The sequence below is a fragment of the Mesomycoplasma bovoculi M165/69 genome (assembly GCF_000524555.1).
Lineage (GTDB): Bacteria > Bacillota_I > Bacilli_A > Mycoplasmatales > Metamycoplasmataceae > Mesomycoplasma > Mesomycoplasma bovoculi.
The window spans coordinates 523,693-546,572 of record NZ_CP007154.1; the positions used below are offsets into that span (position 1 = coordinate 523,693).

General features: G+C 27.6%; 8 protein-coding genes and 1 pseudogene. 5 read left to right on the plus strand and 4 right to left on the minus strand.

What is annotated here, in order from left to right; translation table 4 throughout:
• The first annotated feature begins 2 nt into the window (after positions 1-2).
• A complete protein-coding gene (locus MYB_RS02115) occupies positions 3-7,916 on the plus strand; it encodes an ABC transporter permease (protein ID WP_022934645.1) in 7,914 nt (2,637 codons plus the stop codon).
• A gap of 16 nt (positions 7,917-7,932) precedes the next feature.
• Positions 7,933-8,913 (plus strand): ABC transporter ATP-binding protein, encoded by a 981-nt coding sequence (locus MYB_RS02120; protein WP_022934646.1) that lies wholly within the window; start codon positions 7,933-7,935, stop codon positions 8,911-8,913.
• Here MYB_RS02120 and MYB_RS02125 read toward each other — a convergent pair.
• Positions 8,910-9,548 carry a hypothetical protein gene (locus tag MYB_RS02125; protein ID WP_022934647.1) on the minus strand — a complete coding sequence of 213 codons (639 nt, stop codon included), beginning with the start codon at positions 9,546-9,548 and terminating at the stop codon, positions 8,910-8,912. The genes MYB_RS02120 and MYB_RS02125 overlap by 4 nt on opposite strands.
• 158 nt (positions 9,549-9,706) lie before the next feature.
• Between MYB_RS02125 and MYB_RS02130 the strand changes: the two genes are divergently transcribed.
• The 3 genes from MYB_RS02130 to MYB_RS02140 all read left to right on the plus strand — a co-directional run bounded on the left by MYB_RS02130 (position 9,707) and on the right by MYB_RS02140 (position 19,503).
• Positions 9,707-12,649 (plus strand): AAA family ATPase, encoded by a 2,943-nt coding sequence (locus MYB_RS02130; protein WP_022934648.1) that lies wholly within the window; start codon positions 9,707-9,709, stop codon positions 12,647-12,649.
• 249 nt (positions 12,650-12,898) lie between these two features.
• Positions 12,899-17,572 (plus strand): DUF4011 domain-containing protein, encoded by a 4,674-nt coding sequence (locus MYB_RS02135; protein ID WP_022934649.1) that lies wholly within the window; start codon positions 12,899-12,901, stop codon positions 17,570-17,572.
• A 29-nt stretch (positions 17,573-17,601) separates the two neighbouring features.
• On the plus strand, positions 17,602-19,503 hold the full coding sequence (locus MYB_RS02140; RefSeq protein WP_022934650.1) for a DUF2779 domain-containing protein: 1,902 nt from the start codon (positions 17,602-17,604) through the stop codon (positions 19,501-19,503).
• Here the strand turns inward: MYB_RS02140 and MYB_RS02145 are convergent.
• The 3 genes and pseudogenes from MYB_RS02145 to msrA all read right to left on the minus strand — a co-directional run.
• Positions 19,500-21,110, minus strand: a complete 1,611-nt coding sequence (locus tag MYB_RS02145) for a CTP synthase (RefSeq protein WP_022934651.1) — start codon at positions 21,108-21,110, stop codon at positions 19,500-19,502. The genes MYB_RS02140 and MYB_RS02145 overlap by 4 nt on opposite strands.
• 42 nt (positions 21,111-21,152) lie before the next feature.
• Complete coding sequence (gene tyrS / locus MYB_RS02150) at positions 21,153-22,397, minus strand: tyrosine--tRNA ligase (RefSeq protein ID WP_025279634.1); 1,245 nt, start codon at positions 22,395-22,397, stop codon at positions 21,153-21,155.
• A gap of 39 nt (positions 22,398-22,436) precedes the next feature.
• A pseudogene (gene msrA, locus MYB_RS03305) lies at positions 22,437-22,880 on the minus strand (peptide-methionine (S)-S-oxide reductase MsrA); the annotation flags it as partial.

A 22,880-nucleotide genomic window follows, 5' to 3' on the forward strand; every position in this document is an offset into this window, starting at 1 on the left:
TTATGTTTAAAATTTTAAAACATATATTTAGCTCGTTTTTGAAAAAAAGAACTATTTTTCTAGGTCTAACGACTCTAATTTTTTTCACAGTTGGAGTCTTTACACTACTATCTACAACAACAAGTGCATATAACAAAAAATTAAATGATTATAAAAGAGTATCTGGTCTTCAAGATGCTACGATTAATACTGACTTTAATTTTTTTGGAAACGCAGCTAACAACGGTTATACAAAACTTCCTAATCAAATTTATGAAATTAAAAACCAAAACAATAATAAAAAACAATTAGTTATTAGTACTAATTTTGTTTCTTTATCAACTATTGATAAGTCAAAAGCAGCTGAATATGCAAATAAATATATTTTGACTTCAGACTTATTAAATCAATACTATTTAAATAATTTAAATAGCAACTCTTTAGATACACTATCTATTAATGTTAAAGAAAAAGCAGTTGCTCCTATTTATCAAAAAACTGGAGACCAATATCAAAAAACTAGTAAAACATATTCAATTGGTCACTCAGAAAATATTACTTTAGATAAAAGCGATTACAAACTTAGTGATGTTATTTTGTATCACAAAGAATCTGATAAATATGTTATTGATTTTGTAAAAGATTTCGTTATTAATGTTTTAACAAAACAAGCAACATTTAATTCTGAATTGGCTTCCAAATGAATACAATCAAAAATTGGTGTTAAAGTTGATTCTGATGAAGTTCTCAAATTGCTAGGATTAACTCAAACACAAAATAATGAAACTAAAAAAATAGAAATTACTAATTCTGGCACATCTGGACAGACAACATCTGACAACTCACTAAAAATTGCTACAATCACATTAAATGACAGCCAACAAACAATAAGTTTTAGTAAGACAACTTTCAACTTAACTAAAGAGCAAACATTAAGCTCTAGTGATTTTTTTACTTTTAAACCTAATCAATCACTAAATCTTGATTCATCTTGAATTAAAAATATAGATTCAAAAATTGAATATATAAATCATAGATACGAACTGAACCAAATCAATGATCCAAACAACTTTAGTGGTTTTATTAAACAATACTTAACTCTTTTAAAAGAAAATAATCCCAAAGAGTTTGATAAAATTGCAAATATTAATTATTGAGAAAAAAGAACTACAACTACTACAAATAATGTAAGTCAGTTTAATTCTTCCAAAGTTTCAATTGAAGATTTAAATACTCCAATTTATTTATTAGATAAAAATTCAATATCTGCAGAACCAACAACAATTGCAAAAATACAAAAATTAAGTTCTGATGATATTTTAAACTTAACAAAAGAACAACTCGATGAACTTTCAAATGCTAATATTAAAGATGCAACTTTTTTAAAAATTAGTGAAGATGTGCATCGTTATGCAAATGCATATTTCTATCAACAATTACAACAATACACTCAAACTATTAATGGAAAAGAGCAACCTGCTATTAAAGCAATAGGAACTCGTGAATTTTTAACTTTAGATTTATCACAAAAAGATAAAAAAGAAGGACAAAAAAATCAAATTATTCAATTCATAAATGCAGGAATTAGTCCTCAATATTTTGATCAAATTAAAAGTTTAAAGGATAATTCACAAGGAGAAAGTCAAACAATTGACTTGCCTCAACAAGTTGGAAGACTTTATGATGAAACTTTAAAATATGGCAATAAAGCAAATAGCCCACTTTTCCCAGTTGTAAGTAAAGATAATGACACAAGCATCACAAAAATCCCACCTATTTATGCGGCACAAATTATAAATAACATATTTTCTGGAAATGCAGTTGATCCAAATTACTTAAATGTAGATGTCTCATTTATAACATACCGTGATTCAAACACAGATCCAACAGTCCAAATTGTAAAAACTCAACAAAAAGCTGTACTTTTACAACAAAATGGAACTAATAACATCACACTGGACAAGGCTATTGTTTTAGTAAGTCCAACTCAGTTTGGAGTAATTGAAAAGCAAGGTAATGAATGAATACTAACTAAAATTTTAGGTGATGTGTTTAATCCAGATTCATCTCAATCTAAAGCCTCTGGAAATAGTGGGGTTGTAGAACTTGCTAAATACTTACAAGAAAATAACTATGAAATTAGTGGAAGAATAGGCAAAGATGGTTGGCTAAGATCCAACAATGACTTCTCAAATACCAAAACTGTTCCATTTATTTTTTATGCTCCTGCTACTGACGTTTTAAATGAAATTCAACAGAAAAAAACTATTAATTTACTATTCAAACAACTTGCAAATTCTATTAATAATTCATCAATTGTAGCTCAAGGTTTTTTCTTAAAACCTGATGTAGATGCAATCGCTAAAGCTTTTGCAAATTCAGCTCGTGATTTAAATGTTGTTTCTTTCTTTACAGGGTCAAACACTAATTACAATGTTTTATACAAATGAGTCTTTAAGTCACTACAACACTTAATTAATGACAACCGACCAACTATTATTAGAGATGTTTTGATTAATTTTGTTGATAAAATGATTGAAAAAACACAACAACAAAGTAGTGTTCCAACTCAACAAAGTCTTTATTTAGTTAAACAATTGCAATCACTTAGCTCATTTTTAAAAATTTTTAATGTAAATGTTTTTGATTTATTGTTCAAATCAGCAACACCTGAACAATTATCTAAAGCGATTAAAAATCCAATTGCATTTTTACAAGGAATTAAACAAATTATTTATAGCATTGACTTTTCAATGTTTGTTTCCAAAGTTAATCAATGACTAGAAACAGACAAGATTAGTGAAAATAAAGTAAAAATTTTAACAAGTGCTGATATTTTACAATCATTGCTAAGTTCAATTGATAGTCAAAACTTTAAATCAGGTTTAATTAATATAGTTGATAATATAAATTTTGAAGCTATTATTTCAGCTAAAGTTGCAAGTGAAGGCAAAGGGTTTGTTGGATTTTTAGTTCAACCAATTCTTAATAAAATTGCAGAGCAAAAGAAACGTGACTTTCTAACATTTTTAGAAAAATTAAACAACAAACAATACCAACACTTCAGCAATATTAATGAAGGTTTGAAAAATTTAATAATTAATTTTGACTTAGATGCATTTGCCAAAAACTTTAAAATGGCAACTGTAACTATAGTGGAAAATTCAACCAAAGTTGTAACTGAAAATGGTCAAAAAAGTCAGCAACCTATTGAGTTTGAAAAAAATCAAATTTCAACTAATGGTATTTTAGTTGCTCTTCTTACAACTTTGTTCAAAGATGAACAATCTAAACAAAACACTATACAACAAGTGATTAAAATTTTAAATATCTCTGACAAAGTTGAACAAGCTGGAAGTGAAGACTTTGGAATAAGCATTTTCAAACCAGCAAAAGATGACAATAAAATTGATATTTTTGATTTACAAAATTTAAGTTCATTTCTTTCTAGTGGGACTAGTCTGGATCAAATAATTGAGTCATTAACTGCAAAAGTCACTATAAATAAAACTCTTTTAGCAAAAGATTTAACTCCTGAAGAAAATAAATTTGTTATTGATTTTTTAAATTTCAACTTACCAGGAAATAACAAGGATTTAGCAGCTAAATTAACAGCTTTTAATAAAATTTATAATTTATTTAAAATTAAAAATTTCAAAAAAAATGGAACAGGCAAAAATGCTTTATTACAAAACTTAGTTAGATCACCAGGCGCACCAGCTTTTAGTGGTTTAGCTTCCATTGGAGATTACTACTTCCAATTAACAAATTCAACTTCAGCAAAAAATAGTTCTACTACAAACACAACTGGTAGATCCATTTATGTAATTGCTTCTAGTGAATTAATAAAAAAACTCAAGTCAAATTATATTCAAAATCCAAATAATATTGTTGCTGATGCAATAAAAACTTTTGACTTTTGAATTCGTTTTTCAATTGAAAATAATTTAAGCACTCAAGATTTACGTTCAGCTTTTGAACTCCTTTACAATGAAGCAACTAGTTCTACAAGTGAGTTATCTAAACAACTAAACTCTACTGACTTGTTTGGTCAAACAAATTTAAAAGAAACTGATAGTATTATCCAAGGTTTCCCAAAACCTTCACGTTCAATTTTATTACCTTATCAAACAGCTAATCAATTATTTGGAGACACAGGGATATTAACTAACTTTTTAAATAACAATGCTATTTTCCAAAAACAATTTAAAACCCCTACTGGAACTTCCACTTTAGCTAAATGACTGACTCAAAATCAAGTTGCTCTAGTTGAAAATTTAGGATTGCTAGCCTTTTATAAACAACATTATCCTTTTGATATCAACTTTGCAATTGCTGCACAACAAGTTGTTGAGCAATATTTACTAAACACAAATGCTCCACTAACAGAACTAGACAAAACTATTTTGGCTAATCTTGTTGCAAAGTTTGCAACAACAAATCCACTGGTTCAAGGTTTAAATCTTAGTTTAAAAGGCTTATCTACAATTTTTGCTGCTCAATTGCCTCAAGTTGCACTTTGATTTAGTGTTAATCCTGAAGCAAAGAGTACATCTGAAACAAATGCTGGAAATTTAGCATTTATCTTACTTCATAGATTGCCAAAAGCTGAAAATTTAAAATCTACTACACAACCTAATGGTTTTATTGATTTATTTGCTAGTCTAAAAAATAATTTAGCTCAACAAAAAATCTCTAAGCCCCAACAACCAAGTTTTAATATTGATTACTACTACTTAAATTGAATTGGAAAACAACTCAGTGACGAATCACAAGGTGAATTTTTTGGAATTAGTCTTGGAAATTTCTATTACCAAATTCTCAACAATACCTTAGTTACTAAATCATTTTATAACCTTGTTAATGTCAATGATAATCGAGCTTATGTTATTAAAATTAATGAAGCTTTCTTGAAGGCAAATCACAAGGAAGTCTACACTGGTAAAATAGGCCAAACAAGTGAAGAAATTGAACAACAAATTGCTTCACTTGATCCTAAATATATACTTGAAGCAGCTGGTTTAAAATACATTATTGTTGGAACTGATTTTACAGCTGATTACTTATATCCGGTCTTTGATGAGAAAAATCTTCAAGTTGATCCAACCAATCAAGTGCTTGGTTATGTCAACAAATGAGGTTTTGACAAAGCCCGTTACTCATTTAGAACTACACCAATTAAATCTTATTTACTAATTCAGTTACAGCCTGGCGCTTCATTTAGTCAATTCAAACAAGATGTAGACAAAATGATAACTCAAAACTTTGGAGAAAGCAAACTAGAAAGGGTTTATGGTGCTACTCAGGTTGACTTTTTAAATCCAGAGCGTTCACTTAGAATCTCAGTTGCTACTCAAATTATTAATGGATTCAAAACAGTCAATGTTTACTTAACACTTTTCTTATCTATCTTAGTTATTTTTGCTGTAGCATTTATTACAAAACGCTTCATAAGTCAAAATAATAAAATTTTGGGATTGCTAAGAGCTCAAGGTTATACACTTTTTGAAATCGCAACTTCATTTATTGCAATTTCATTCTTTATTTCATTTATTGGTGGAATTTTAGGATTTATTGCTGGATTTTTCTTAAAAATCCCTGTTATTAATTTAATTTCTGGATTTTGAGAATTTGATGTTAGTTTATTTAGTTTTGAACCTATAACCTTTGTTATATCAATTTTAGCTCCTTTTCTAATTCTAACCTTGTTAGTTTATGCTACTATTTTCTGAATATTGCGACAAAAACCTTCAATGTTGCTCTCTGGAATGAGCGAAGTTAATACTTCTAGTTTTGCTCAAAAAATTGGCAAAACCTTTATGAAAACAGGTGTAACTACTAAATTCTCTATTTCATTAGTAGTTAACTCAATTTGAAAATTAGTTTCATTAATTGTTTCAATTGTGTTAGTACAATTTATTTTAATTTTTAGTTTATCTTCACAAAATATTTTTAATAATGCTATTAATAAAACCTATGAAAATCGGCACTATAACTACAAAGTAAATTTATTTACTCCGACTCGTGAAGGTGGTCCAATTGTTCCATACGACCCTAAAAATGTGGCAAATTCACTTTATGTACCAAGTGGAGATGTTGGTGAGATTAATCAAAGTGCAAGTACTTATTTCGAGCCTGGACAAGCAACTGTAATGGGTTCAAAAAATCAAAATGGTAAACTCAAACCTAACCAACCAATTTTAGTAAGCTACTCATCACTCAATCTTAAATCCGGTAGTGCAAATGGAACAACAATTTTTGACATTGTTCTTGGACAACTACCTGAATCTCTTAAAAATAATATTTTTAGTATCTCCAACAAAGTTATAGAACAAATGGAACAAAGTCAAAATCTTAAAGTTGAAAAACGTAATGGAGTTGATTTTGTCTACAAAGGAACTCCTCCTGATTACCAACCTTATTTCAAATTTATCAAAGATCAAGATAGTAATCAAGGACGCTTTTGATACTTCCAGTACAATAAAAAAATTAATAATTATCAAGCAAGTGAAGTTTCAATTTTTGGTGGAAACCGAAATGCTTATCGTAAATTTTTGGTGGAATCCTATCTAAATCCATCAGTTAACAAAGATTTTTTAATTTCATTTGGTGGAATTGATTTTGATAAATCAAAAGATGAAGTCTATACTTATTTAGACACTAATTATAGTAGCTCTTATTCACAAGAATCTGGTCTTAAAATTTATGGTTATGATGTAAATAGTAAATTGGTTTCTATAACTGATGAAAATGGTAAAAATTTACTAAAAGTTATTGACAATAATTTTAGTCAAAATTCAAATGAACCATATCCAATAGCAGTCAACCAAGTTTTTGCTAAAAAACATGGTGTAGGAATTGGAAGTATAATTGATCTCCCAATTCTCAATTCTGTAAATCGCTTTACAGACTTTATTAATCATAAAAAATCCGAAAAAGTTAAATTCAAAATTGTGGGAATCTCAAACACTTTCATTAATTCTGAATTAATTACAACAAATACTGTTGCTAACAAAATTTTAGGTCTAGATGAATTTAGCGCTGCTCTAGCACCTTACAATGTCAAACCATTTAATGGTATTTTAATTAAGGGTGGAAATATTGATCAACTAACATCTTCATTTGGACTTTATGCTCCATCTGGTTATTGAGCAGGACAACCTGATATTGATGCAAATAAAATAACAGAAGATGATGCAGCTGGATTTTTTGCAAAAATATTTGCCTTTGAACCAAAAAACAGCAACAACACTGGATTGATGCAACAAAAAAACTATAATAAAAAACAAATTGTGGAAGTAATAAATTGAAACAAACTCAATGAACCACAAGAGTGAAAAATCAATGAATCTACTGACCTTTCATATCAAAATGTAACTAGTCCGAATTTTGTTAACCAAAATATTGGAATTATTAGACAAGCCCTTCAAAATTTCAATCAAATTTATGGTAAGTCATTGTATCAAATTGAAACTCAAGGGGTTGAAGCTAGAAATATTGAAGTTAACTTTATTTCAAATTTTGGTAGTCTATTTAGTTCAGGAATCAATCTAATTGTGATTATTTTCCTTGTTGTTGCTGTAATTATCTTACTAATAATCTCCTCTTCAATTATTAATGAAAATGAAAAAAATATTGCAATTCTAAGTATTATTGGATACTCAAATTGAACAAAAATTAAATTATTTTTTGGAATTTACCTTCCAATTGTCCTAATCGGTTCTCTACTTTCTATTCCAATTGTTTTAGGAGCTATGTCAATTTTTAACAACCTGATCTTAGCAAGCAACTCTATTTACCTAGCACTTTCTTTAACAGCGCCAATATTTATAGCAGCCCTTATAATTGTTGCAATTATATTTACTGTAACACTAGCAGCTTCTTGATATATTCTAAATCGTAAAAAAGCTGTTATGACACTAAAAGAACAAGACTAAAAAGTTAGGAGTCAATATGAATTTTAAATTTTGAAATATTTTTAATAAAAATCGAAAAGCTTTAAAAAAGCAAAATGTGCTTGAAACCATTAAAAATCAAGACCAACCACTAACAGCCAAACAACTCAAAGCTATCAAAAAAGCAAATGATTGACCTTTAATTAAACAAGGTGAAATTGACACTCAAAATTCCCCAAATTGTATTATTGATTTTAAAAATGTTTCTAAATACTACATTTTTGGAAGTGTTGTCACTAAAGTTTTTACTGACATTAACTTCCAAATTCAAGAAGGTGACTTTGCCATTCTTAGTGGAAAATCTGGTTCTGGTAAGTCAACAATTTTGAATTTAATGTCTGGTTTGGATAGAGCATCCGAAGGTGAAATAATTGTGGATGGCAACAATCTTTCATACTTAAAAAATTGAGAACTAACCAAATTTAGACGTGAAAATATTTCTTTTATTTTTCAGTCATACAACCTATTAAACAACATTAATAGTTATGATAATGTTGAAGTTGGTGCATATTTACAAAAAGATAAATCTAAAGTCTTAAATATTAACGAACTATTTAAAGACTTTGAACTTGAAGATGTGAAATTTAAATTTCCATCACAAATGTCAGGTGGACAGCAACAACGGATCTCCATTTTAAGAGCTCTTATTAAAAATGCAAAAATTATTTTTGCTGACGAACCCACCGGTGCTCTTGATGAGACAAATACAAATATTGTTTTAAAAATTTTAAAAGATATTAATAAAAAATACAAAACTACAATCATTATGGTTAGCCACGATGATGATATGAAGCCACTTGCTAATCTATTGATAAAAGTGGAAAATGGAACAGTCAAAACTATTCGACAAGAAGCCTTAACTTTTGAAGAATTTATGGCTAAAAAACAAAAAGAGATGCCAGTTGGGCAAAACTTAGAAACAGAATCTCAAGAATTAAAAGCTACTGAACTCCCTTTTGTTGAAGAACAAACACTTTAATTTGTGTTATAAAGTCTATTTGTCTCAATTTTATTCAATCAAATTTTTTTAATAAAATCTACTTTTTTGATAGACTTACCAAGTATTAATAATTTACTAATTTTTGTGTTAGTATAAGAAATTGCTGTATAAAAATGGCAATAATCATGCTTGTATAAATCACTTTTGCTATTTTTATTTAACCCAACAATTGCATATCTTTTATCATCATATCACATCAAACCACGAAAAAAGTTTAGATGTTGTGATAAATTCACATTTGAAAGCACTAGTGTTTTAAGTTTTACACCCTCTAAAAAAAGCAAATATTTTTCTCAAACAAATATTTTAGCTTCAATTTGATTAATAATCGAATTTGTAACTTTAGAATTACTTTTTTCCTTCATTTTTTTTATAAATTTACCACTTTGAATTCAAATATTAATTTTATTTGCAGACCAATCCTTAAAATAAGCTAGTTTTTTTAGCCCTAGTGCGTGAGGAAAATCTAAAAGATTAATTTGGATAGATAAATTTGGTTCACTGTCGCTATAAAAAACTTTAATATTACGAATTTCATTTGTAATTTTTTGATATCTAAAAAAATAGTTTTCTATTTTATATCTTCAATCTAAGTTTTCTAAATCTGTTTTCATAGTATATAAATTAATGAAAATTTATAAAATTTAATTAAAAACAAAAAAAATAAATAGACTTTTCGAATATTTTGTCTTATTTTTTACTCAAAAAAAATTTAATTAAGCTTTTTTTGAGTAAAATTTATAGAATCATAAAATACAATGCTAGGATATTTATGAAATTAATAAAAATTGAAATAGAAGGATTTAAATCCTTTGCAGACCCTGTTAGTATATCATTTGATGGTTCTGTTGTAGGAATTGTTGGTCCTAATGGATCTGGAAAATCAAATATCAACGATGCTATTCGTTGAGTTTTAGGTGAAAAATCAGCCAAACAATTGCGTGGTTCTAATATGGACGATGTTATTTTTGCTGGTTCTAAAACAGTAAAAGCACTTGATAAAGCTATGGTTCGTTTAACTTTTCAAGATTTAACTAGAGTTGAGGAATCTTCACAAATTTTTACAATTGCCCGTGTTTTAAAACGTGGTGAAGGAACTAATGAATACCTCTTTAATGGGCAACCTGTTCGTTACAAAGACATTAGAAATTTAGCTGTTGAATCTGGAATTTCTAAGTCTTCACTTGCCATAATTTCACAAGGTACTATTAGTGAAATTGCTGAAGCAACTCCTGAACAAAGAAAAGCTGTAATTGAAGAAGTTGCAGGAACTGCAAAATATAAACTAGACAAACAAGAGGCACTAACCAAATTAGACCAAACCCAGAATGCACTTGAAAAAATAGAGATTAAAATTAAAGAATTAGAACGGCAAACTAAAAATCTTGAAAAACAAGCAGAAAATGCCAAAATTTACCTTGAAAAATCTAAGGCACTTGAATCTGTTGAAGTTGCTTTAATTGTGGCTGACCTTAATGATTTTTTAAATAAATTCGATGTTTTAAAAAGTGAAATCCAAGAACTTGCAAGTAATGAAAAATTTAGCAATGATGAATTAGACAAACAACAACAAATCATTGTTAAAAATATTGAAATTAAAAATGAGTTAGAAAAACAGTTAAGTGAACTCCAACAAAAAATCAACTCATACAAAGACCAAATTAATCAAATCAACATTGAACAAGCTAAAGCTGAGAGTATGCGTGAAATGATTCTTTCAGGCCAAATTCAAGTTGATTATAAACAAAAACTAGAAGCTTTGCGTAGTGAATATGCGCAAACTCAAACCACCATTCAAAACACAGAAAAACAAATTGATAATTTACAAAATCAAAGATATTCTATTGAAAAACAACAAAATGAATTATCAAGTTCTAAACAAGAAGTTGATTCTAATTTACGTAAAATTATTAATTTAAAATCTCAAGCTGAAGCACAAATAAATCAAATTAAAGAAAAACTAGAAAGACAATCTTTTTTACCTAAAGGCACAAAAACTATTGTTGACAATAAGCATTTGTTTAGTGGTTATTGTGGAATTGTTTCAGAATTAATTCAAATTAAACCAGAATATGTTAGTGCGATTGAAAGTGCGATTGGGCCAGCCCTAAAACAAATAGTTACCAATAGTTCAGAAGATGCTGTTCAAGCTGTTAACTTTTTAAAGAAAAACGCAAGTGGAACAGCAACATTTATTCCTCTATCATCAATAAAAGGTAGAACAGTTAATGAAAGTCATATGTTGGCTATCCGTGGCCAAAAAGGTTTTATAGATGTGGCAATTAACTTAGTTTCTTTTGAAAATAAATATGAAATTTTAGCCGAATTTTTACTTGGTTCTATTTTAGTTGTTGACACAATTGAAACAGCTAATAAAATTGCTAAAATTATAGACTTTAAATATGTTGTTGTTACTCTAGATGGTGATCTTGTTCGTCCTAGTGGGACAATCACAGGTGGTCAAAAAGTTAAAACAGATTCTGTATTTAACTTGCAACAAGAACTTGATCAATTGGAAAGCAAATATGATTTTTGTACCAAGAAAGAAAGTGATTTATACAACATTTTATATCAAAAAGAAACTGAAATTAAGAATTTAAATAATCAAATAAATAATTTAAATATCGAAATTGCAAGACTAAAAGATAACTTGTCTAATTTAAATAATAAGTTGTTTAAAATTCAAGCTGACAATGCGCAATATAGTAAAGATCAAGAAGATTTTAACAACTCAGATTCAATAATTGAAAACAATTTCCTAACCAAACTAGAATTAGAAAACAAATTAAATGCTTTAGAATTAACACGCAAATCACAAGCCGATAGGCTCTCTAGTTTGGCTGAAGAAATTAATGAAATGGAAATTGAAAACAAAAAATTATCAGATAAACAAAGACAATTCAACAATAGTTTAAATGATAAAAAAACTCAATTAAACAAATTAGATATGTTAATAAACGACTTGCAAAACAAGTTGTCTCAAAAGTATGGCTTAACTTTTGAAAATGCTTCGCAAAACTATAGTCTCGAAATTGAAATTGGTGATGCTCGTCGTTTTGTGGACACTTTGAATGCTGAAATTAAAGCCTTAGGTAATGTTAACTTAAATGCTATTGAAGATTTCACAACCACAAAAGAGAGATTTGACAAGCTTTTAGCAAACCAGGAAGAGTTGGAAACTGCCAAATCTAAAATTCTTGAAGCTATTAGTGATTTAGACAAAATTATCATTAATAAAACCATGGAAGTCTTGGAAATGGTAAACTCAGAATTTAACCTTGTTTTCCAAAATATGTTTGGTGGTGGAAGCGCTAAAATTTACTTCACAGATAAAAATGATATTTTAAATTCTGGAGTTGAAATTAGTGCTCAACCGCCTGGTAAAACTATTAAAAATCTAAAATTATTTTCAGGTGGAGAAAAAGCAATTATTGCAATTTCATTGCTATTTTCAATCATTAAAGCTCGCCCAATTCCACTTTGCATTCTAGATGAAGTTGAAGCTGCTCTTGATGAATCAAACGTTATTCGTTATGTGGAATTTTTGAAGCAGTTAAAGGCAAATACTCAGTTTTTAATTATTACTCACCGTCATGGAACAATGTCTAGGGTTGATCAGTTACTTGGTGTAACAATGCAAAAACGTGGAGTAACATCTATTTTCTCTATTGAACTTTCAAAAGCTAAAGAATTGCTTAAAAATGAAATGCAATAAATTAGTTTAACACTTTAGCACAAATGAAAAATTTTGTGCTTTTTTATTTAAAAATTTAATTTAAACAATTATTGTGTTATGAATTATTACAAATTACTTATTTTTTTAAAACATTTAAAAGTAAAATTTTATTCAAAACATTGTTAAATTCAAAATTTAATACATTTTAGTGTTAATTTATAACTTTTTTTTATAATTAACAAGTAAGATAAATTAACACATTTGCTTGTAACGGCTAAAGGAAATTCTATGTTAGATAATTCAAATAAAAAAGATATTATTTTAAAAAATATTAATAATTGAAAAACTAAACTTTTAGATCTTAGTACTAAAAATAAAACTATTAATTTTAGTATGAAGGAAACTAAGGCTGTCCCTTCTCAATTAGAAATTCTTATTCCTAATTTCAATAATTTTATTAGTACAATTTTAGATTCAAACAAGCAAGATTTTGATATAGTTAACTATAAAAACAAACAAATTAATTCAAAAGACGTTAAAAATTTTTATTCATTCAGAGTAGAATTAATTAATGAAATTGAAAAACGTAACCAGATAATGCAAGGAAAAATTTATGGAGAATTTGGTGGCGAGTATGTTAATTTGGTTCTTGATAAAATTTACAAAAACTATAAAAAATTTCAAGAAGAATATTCAATAGATATTTTATTTTTAACATTTGGACTTCTTGAGTGATATGATTCACCTTATACTGATGAAAAAAAGTTTGCTCCACTTTTATTTATACCAGTAGACCTTAAAAAAGTGGGCAATAATTGAACCTTAGTTATTAAAAAAGAAAATATACTTGCACAAAATGATGCACTTGTAATGAAATTCAAAAAAGAATTTAGCATCAATATAAACATTGATTCTGATGTTCTTGAAGGCAAGGGGAATGTTCAATCAATTCTTGAACAGTTTAATAATTTAATTTTAGACAATATTGAAGATAAGCGCTGAAAAATACATAATAGAATTTTCTTATCTAACTTTGACTTTAGTAATATTCACACCTATAAAGATTTAAGCGAAAACACTAATAATGTTATTCACAGCCCTTTTTGCCAACATATTATGGGTGAAAGTAATTCTTTAGATACTGATATTAGAACAATTAATGAAAAAAACATCAATGAAAAAATTAGTATTGAAGATGATTTTAAAATTCTAGATGCTGATTCCTCTCAAGAAATTGCCATCAAACAAGCTGTTGCTGGTAAAAGTTTTATATTGCAAGGACCACCAGGAACAGGAAAATCACAAACAATTACAAACATTATTACTGAACTAATTTCTCATGGTAAAAAGGTTTTATTTTTAGCTGCAAAAAGAACAGCTTTAGATGTTGTTTACAACAACCTAAAAAAAGTAAATTTAGATAAATTTGCTATCCCTATTTATGATTTAGCTGTTAATAAAAAAGAAATTATCAATGAAATCATACAAATTTCAAACGAAACTAGTCATAATTTATTAAGTGAAACCAATTTAAAAAATTTTATAACTAACCACAATCAAGTTCAAGAGATTCTTGAAAAATATGGTTCTACTTTAACTAAACCATTTGGTCCTGAATCACTAAATTTATATAACTACATAGGTAAATTTGCCGAATTAGAGTCAGTTCCTGACTTAAATTTTGAAATTGAAGACAATCCTTTAAAAATGAGCAATTCAAAATTTGAAGATATACTAAATACAATTGATAGGTTTTTTCAATCATATCAAGCTATTAATTTTGATTGAAAAAAACACCAATGATTAGGTCTAAATGTTGTTGATATTAATGAAAAAGAAGAAATTTTTAACAATTTAGAGAACATTTTAGAAATAGCTTCTCAAACAAAACAACAAATTATTGATTTAGGTTTACAAAGAAACAGAGTGGTTATTGAAACCAATTTTATTACTTCTATTTTTGCTATTTATCAACTAGTAAATTTTTACAATAGTTTAAAATTTGAGCAAGATTTTGACTCAAACATTGATGTAAATGAAATTTTAACTCAAGTGAAAGAGTTAAATAATATAACTAAAACAAGACAACAATTAGTTTCAGAACTTCTACAAACATGAACTAATGTTGAGTTTCTAGAACAAAAAAATGCTAGAGATGTTTATGAGACAGTTATAAATAAATCAAATAGTTCTTTCAAGTTTTTGTCTGGAGCTTGAAAAGAAGTTAGTCGTCTTTTTAAAAGTAATTTAAAAGAAAATTTAGACCTTAAAAACATTAATTTAATACAACAATCTGAGAAATTTGTTAATTTAGAAGATCACAACAAAAGTATTGATAAATTAGTTAAACAACTTCCTTTTGAAGTGGATTTAAAAGATTTGGAAAGAGTAGAGCAAGGTTTTGAGCAAATTACAAATGCAATGGAAGAATTAGAAATTCACCACTCAATATTCAAATTATTAAGTATGTCTTATCATAATTCTAGAATTTTGAACTTTCTAGAAAAATTTGTTCCAAGAATTCAATTGTTAATGAGCAAATTTGACAAATCTTTGTTAAATTTTGAAAACATTAGTTTTGAATCATTTAGCAATAAAGTAAAAGGATTTATTCAATTTACATCTCAATTTGATGATTATGTAAGATTTAATTTTTATAAAAATTCATTGCAAAATCTTAATTGCAATAACTTTTTAGAAGCAATTTTAAAATCTAATTTTACTAGTGATTTTAGAAAAATTTATTTAAAACAATTTTATAAAAAACTTGTTGAACACACCATAAAAACTGAAATACCTTATTATGATTCAATTTTCTTGAATAATAACTTAAATTTATTTAGAACTCGTGATCAAGAAATTATTAAAAATAACATTGATAAAATTGCTTTTAATTTAGATAAAAATATCAAAGAATTTCTGGCATCAGCAAATTCAAACCCACAATATATGCAACTCAAAAAAGAAGCTGCAAAGCAAACTTCTAAAATTTCCTTTAGACAGCTTTTTGCCAACTCTTTGGATTTTATTTTAAATATAAAACCTTGCTTAATGCTTTCTCCACTTGTTGTTAGTTGATTATTTAAAAATTTAGATTTTAAATTTGATGTAATTATTTTTGATGAGGCATCACAAATTAGACCTGAAATTGCTATTACTTCACTTTATCGTGGTAAACAAGTTATCATTGCTGGTGACAAAGAACAAATGCCACCATCTAATTTTTTTGTTTCAAATTACGAAGATGATGAAAATGGTTTTGATGAAGATAATTTAAGTGCTGAAGATGATTTTTCAAATGGTTTTGACTCTGTTCTAAATTTAGGAGAAGCTATCTTAGATTCTATCGAACTTAAGTGGCACTATCGATCAGAATTTGAAGAATTAATTTATACTTCTAAAGAAAATATCTATAAAAGTCTCAAAACTTTCGCAAATGCAAGACAACCACAATCAAATGAAGGGTTGAGATTTGTTTATGCTCAACCCGATCTAGCAACCAAAATCAGTGATGAACAAAATATTATTAATAAGTCTTTTGAAATTCTTAAAAAACTTATAAATAAATATCACAATAAAGCTTCAATTGGTTTTGTTGTACTTAACTCAGAAGTGCAACAAAAAGTTGAACGTGAAATTGAAAAATTTAAATTAAATAATCCTAAATATAAATTTTTCTTTGAATCTCAAACTGATAGTCCATTTTTTGTTAAAAACATTGAAACCGTTCAAGGTGATGAACGTGACTTTATTATTTTCTTAATTGAAGGGAAAAGAAATAGTGACTCTAGAATTGGTTTATCATTTGGAGCAATCAATAGAAATTTTGGATACAAAAGATTAAATGTTGCTATCACTCGTGCTAAAAAAGGTATGTTTTTAGTTTCTAACTTTAGAAGTGATGAAGTTGATTGATTTAAAAGTGACAATCGTGGAATTAAATTGCTTGAGCAATTTTTTAAAAATGCAGAATTTGGAATTAAACCAGCTGAAAACACTACAACTGATAAAACAAATTCAATTTTTGCAAACCAAGTTTACTTAAAACTTAAAGAAAAAGGTTTCAATGTTCATAAACAAGTTGGTTCATCATCACAATATATTGATATAGCTGTTGTTGATAGCAAAAATTCTAATCATTATGTCTTGGGAATTGAATGTGATGGAACTGCCTACAAACAATCTAAAACTAGTCGTGACCGTGATAGACTTCGCCACCAAGTGTTCCAACGTAGAGGTTGAAATATTCATAGAATTTGATCTGTAGATTGATTTAAAAATAGTGAAGAACAGCTTCAAATAATTGTTGATAAACTTATTAATTTAGGAACTTACCCAGACAAATCCAATAATAATTCAGGCACAAAATCAAGTAATGATGATAACTATGCTTTGCGAGATTTTTCTTCAGCTAACTTATTTGAAGAATTTCCAGACATTGAAGAAACTGTAAGTCAATTTGCAAACAAAGATGATGCAAATTCATTTTATCAAGCAGATTCTGAACAAAAAAGTTTAATAATTAAACAAGTTTTAGACAAAAGTGGGCCAATTTTGTATAGCAAACTTGCAACAATTATTAAAAATTGAATTTTCGAGCCTAGAATAAATCCTTCACTCAAAGATAAAATTAACAATTGAATTTTGCCTGTTGCAAAAATTCAAGACAATTTTGTTATCCCACTAAATGCTGATTTTAATTTCCGCCAAAGCAAAACACTAGCAACTCAAAGAAATATTTTGGAAATTCATGATAATGAACTCAAAAATTGCATTTTAACAATTTTTGAGCACAACAATATTGCTATTAGTCTCAGTGAAATGACAAGAGAAATTTGTAACCGTACACAAAATAATTTTAGAGCAACTTTTAGTCAAAAAATTAAAGAAATTTTTGAACAATTAAAAGATGATGATAAAGTTATAGAAGTTAGTTTTGAAATATATAGAAAGCTCAACTAGCTAGTAAATTATAGTTTTTTTAATTAATTATGGACTGAATTCGTTTTAAACATTATTTAAAATTGTCAACAGGCCAACCTTATTTTATTTGAAACAAAATCACTCAATCAAACAAAGAGGAATTTGATGAAGATTTTGATGAAGAGGATTTTGGTGAAGATAGTAATTTATGAAATTTTGAAAGTTTCTCTGAATCTCAACCAGAAAAATATGTTGACATTCACACCAATGTTTTTAAGTATTTTACAAATTATTTTTTTGAGTTTGTTAAGCAAACATATCAACAAAATATTTGTGTCGTTAATTCCCCCAAAACAGAAAATGCTATCGAACAAACAAATCAATTCTTACTAGATAATTCTTGCGAAATTATTTTATGGCCTACTTTTAGTTTTAAAAATGCAGTTGCTAAACCTGACATTTTTATTAAAAAAAGCAAAGAAATTGGGCATTTAAAAATAAGTTCTTCAACTACAATTAAAGAATTTTTGCGTTCAAATTGAGACTTTTGAATTAGCACTTATAGTTTAAGAAACATTTTAAACACTAAGTTTCCCATTGAAAATATATCTATTTTTCTTTTAGACACTGTTGAAAAACCTAAAGCTAAACAAGTTGAATTTGTTAAACTTAAACATATTAGTTACAATAAAACTACAAAAAAACCTAGTCAAACAGAATTAAAAAGTGGTCAATATTCTCAATTTTTTCTTAAAAAAATAGCCAAACAAATGGGGCTAACCGCCTCGCAGTTTAATGATGACAACTATATGATGGCTAACACTATTTTTACTCATGTTTATAAAGGAAGTATAAAAAAAGGCAAGTCAAATAAAACTAAAGATGATATTTATATTCCTATGATTGATATTTTAGATGCTTTAGAAATGATTGAAGAAGCTAAAAATATTACAACTTTCGAACAACCATTACCAATAGATAATGGTGAATTTACAAAAAATAGTGATTTTAAAGAAATTGTAGCTCTCAAATTACCTGAAATAGATGGTTTTAGTGGAACCTTAATCAAAAGCAACACTATTATCGAAATAAAAGACAAACCTGAAATACTTCAAAATTGAATTAACACTTCTTTTTGATTTAATTTTTTTAAACAAAGCAACCAAATTATCATAAATGATGAAACTGCAATTTATGATTTTATGGCAAAATTTGCCAATAGCAAAAAAATTGTTTGGTTTGATTTTGAAGCATTTAGTCTTCCTTATCCTGCAATTGATTTTAGTCCACCTTATCAACAATTGATTTTTCAAGCTTCTGTAATTGTTACGGAAAATGGTAAAGAAATCAAACAAAATTTTGATGATCAAAATTTTGTAATTGACCCAAAAACCTATAAATGAGAAGATTGTTTTAAAATTATTGACAAAATTTATGCAAGCGATGCAGACTTATATGTTGTTTTTAACAAAGGATATGAGCATTCAAAATTGAATGAAATGCTAAAATTAATAGAAGATAATTTGAGTGTAGACTTTGATCGTCATATTGTTCTTGAAAAAATTCAACCTTATAGGCAAAAAGTCTATGAAATCATAGAAAAAACAGTAGATTTAAAAGATCCTTTTGCTCAGGGGTGAATAGTAATTTCTGATTTGAAAGGCTTTTTTTCAATTAAAAAAATTGAACATTTTATAACTAAATATAATTATCAATTAAATCATTTGATTACGCCTTATAAAATGCTGAAGGTGCAAAATGGACTAATGGCAATGCAAAAAGGTATTCAAAGATATTTGAATTTAATTGCTGACAAGGAATGAGTAAGTGTGAAGAAAAATCTTCAAGATTACTGTCAAAATGATGTTGTTGCTATGATTATGGTTTATGATTTTATACTATTTTTAATTGAAAATATTGATGTTGCCAACAACATTAAAGTGCAAGATTTTTCTCGAGTAAAACTTTAATTAATTGATTGTTTTAAAACAACTTTTACAAAAGCATCAAATAGCGGGTGTGGTGAAAGTGGTTTTGATTCAAATTCAGGATGATACTGAACACCAATGTAAAAATCTTTAGTTTTATCTTCACATGATTCTACTAAACCTGTATGTTTTTCAAAACCACTAAAATAAAAATTATCATCTGAAATAGTATTGATATATTTTTTAACAACTTCAAAACGATGTCTATGACGTTCAGAAGCAAATTTATTTTTATAAATTTGCGCAATTTTACTATTTTCTACAAATTGAATATCATAACTTCCTAAACGAAGAGTTCCACCCAATTGTAACTCATGACCATTTTCCTTGTTGTAATCTAAAACACTAGTTTGGTTGGGTTGCTCTTTTAGAAATTCTGCTGAGTTAGCATTTGAAATACCTTTGTATCTTGCATATGCAACAGTCATCGCTTGCATTCCCAAACAAATTCCAAAAGTTGGAATGTTATTTGCATGCAAAAACATTGCTGCAGCAACTTTGATTTCAAAACCGCGGTAACCAAAACCTGGCAAAATTAATGCTCCTGAATATTCTTTCAACTTATTCAAATCAAATGGATGTTCACCTGAAGTGTCTATAAAATCCAAGTTGATTTCACAATTATTGTATGCTCCAGCAAAATTTAAAGCTTCCAAAATTGATTTGTAAGCATCTTTAAATTCAATATACTTTCCAAGTGCTGCAATTTTGACAGAATGCTCTTTTTTAGCTAGCATTTTTTCATTAAAAGCATTTCATAGCCTTAAATCTGGTGCAACATTTTCTAAATTAAAATGTTCTAAAATAATTTCAAGAACTTTCGATTGTTTTAGCATTTCTGGCAAGGAATAAATATTTGGTAAATTAGGGATTGCAATTACATTTTTAGTTGACATTCAACTGGATTTAGCTACTTTTTGACAAACTTGTTCATCAACCTCTAAACTATCAAGACGAACAAAAACTAAATTTGGTTTAATTCCCAAAGTATTTAAATTTGCAATAGAAAACTGAGTGGGTTTTGTTTTAAAATCTTGTGAAGTTGACAAAAATGGCACGTATGTTGTATGAATAAAAAATGTGTTTTTATAATCAGATTCTGCCCCCATTTGTGATGCTGCAAAATAAAATGGATTTGATTCCATATCACCCACAGTACCGCCAATTTCAACTAATACAAAATCAGTTTTGTGTTTTTTTGCAACACCTTTAATGTAATTCATAATTTCATCTGTTACATTTGGAATTCATTGAACTGTTTTGCCTTTGTATTCACCACGACGTTCTTTTTCAATAACTGAAAGTAAAATTTTCCCTGTTGTATGATTGGAATCTTTAGAAAAATTTTGATTAGTAAAACGTTCATAATGACCTAAATCTAAATCAGTCTCACCACCATCTGAAGTAACGTAAACCTCGCCATGTTCATATGGAGATAAAACTCCTGGGTCAACATTTAAATATGGATCTAATTTTAAAATAAAGACTGAAAAGTTAGCAGCCTTTAATAAATTAGCCACAGATGCAACTGCAACACCTTTACCAACTCCTGATAAAACGCCACCTGTAATAAAAATGAATTTTGACATAATATTCCTTGTCTAAAAATTAAATTATATAAAAAGTTGCAACTATTTTGCAACTTCAATAATAAAAAATGACTTTTTACCTTTTTTAATCAATAAGCGATTTTCGTCATCCAAAAGATTAGAATTTAAATCATCTGCTTGTTGAATTTTGACACCATTAATTTCTAAAGCGCCATCATTCATAAATTCTCTAAGTTCTCTTCGAGAATTAAAAATTTTATTTTCTAACAAAATTTCTGCATTAAATTTTTGAACTTTAAAAAATGGTAAAACTTTAGCAAGTTCGTTTTTTTCATTCTGATTTATCATTTCATAACTAACTTTACCAAATAAAATACTACTAATTTTGTTTGCAAGTTCCAAGCCTTGTTTTCCATGAATATCAAAAACAATTTCTTCAGCTAATCTTTTTTGTAACAAGCGGGCTTTTTTATTCAAATTATGATCATTTATTAATGCTTGAATTTCATTCAAGCTAGAAAAAGATAGCATCATCATAATTTTTTCTGCTTGCTCATCACTTTGGTTGTATAAAAATTGATAAAGTTTGTAGGGACTAAACATTTGACCATCAAGCCACATAGGTTCTCCACCAAATGTTTTCCCAAACTTGCGACCCTGTTCATCTGTTAGCAAATTAGTTGTAAAAACAAACGAATTTGTTTCACCAATAGTCTTTTTAATTATATCAAGCCCAGTAACCATATTACCTCATTGATCTGAACCACCACCTTGACCAATAACATTATGATTTTCATGTAAAAATTTAAAATCTCAACCTTGAATTAGTTGATAACTAAATTCTGTAAAAGACAATCCACTCTGAATTCGAGTTGCAATGGAATCTTTAGCAAGCAAATATGCAATATTGATGTTTTTACCAATATCACGCAAAAAATCAATAATAGTCATTTGTTCATAAATTTGAAGATTATCAAAAACTTCTAAACCAAAACCTTGAAGTTGTTTGATTATTTTCACTTTATTGTCAAGAAGTGTTGGCAAGTCTAAAAGAACTCTCTCTTTTGATGCAAAAGAAGGATCACCTATCATTCCTGTTGCCCCACCTACAACCGCAATTGTTTCAATCCCTAATTTTTGCAAGCGCTTTAAAACACTTATAGCTATGTAATTTCCAAGGTGAAGGGACTGAGCTGTTGGATCAAAACCAATATAAATTTTTTGACCTTTTTGAATATTAGCAAATTTTTGCTCATCACTAATATCTTTTATAATGTTTCTTTGTTTTAGTTCATAAATAAAGTTTGAAATATTACTTTTTTGCAGATTTTTTGGAAAACTTGATAAATCAATGTGGCAATATCCTTGTGGATTTTTTTCCAAATATTTTTGATGATATTCTTCTGCAATAGTTAAATCTTTAACTAAGTCAAATTCTAAAAAATTTGTACGGTTTTCAGATGCCACAAATTTTTTATTAAATTCTAAAAAAACATTTAAATCTTCTTGATTTTGTGCATAAACTCCACAACGATATTGGATCCCTTTATCATTGCCTTGTTGATTCAAACTGTATGGATCAACTATTTTTAAAAATAAATTTCAAATTGTTTCATCACTAATTTGATTTGGATCATAATTAATTTCAACAGCTTCAACATGACCTGAGCTTTGGCAAACTTGTTTATAAGTAACACCTTCAAAACCACCATTTAAATAAACCACTTGAGTTGAGCTAACACCTTTGGCTTGGTCTAAAAAAGCTTGCGCACCTCAAAAACATCCTGCCGCTAAATAAATTCTTTTCAT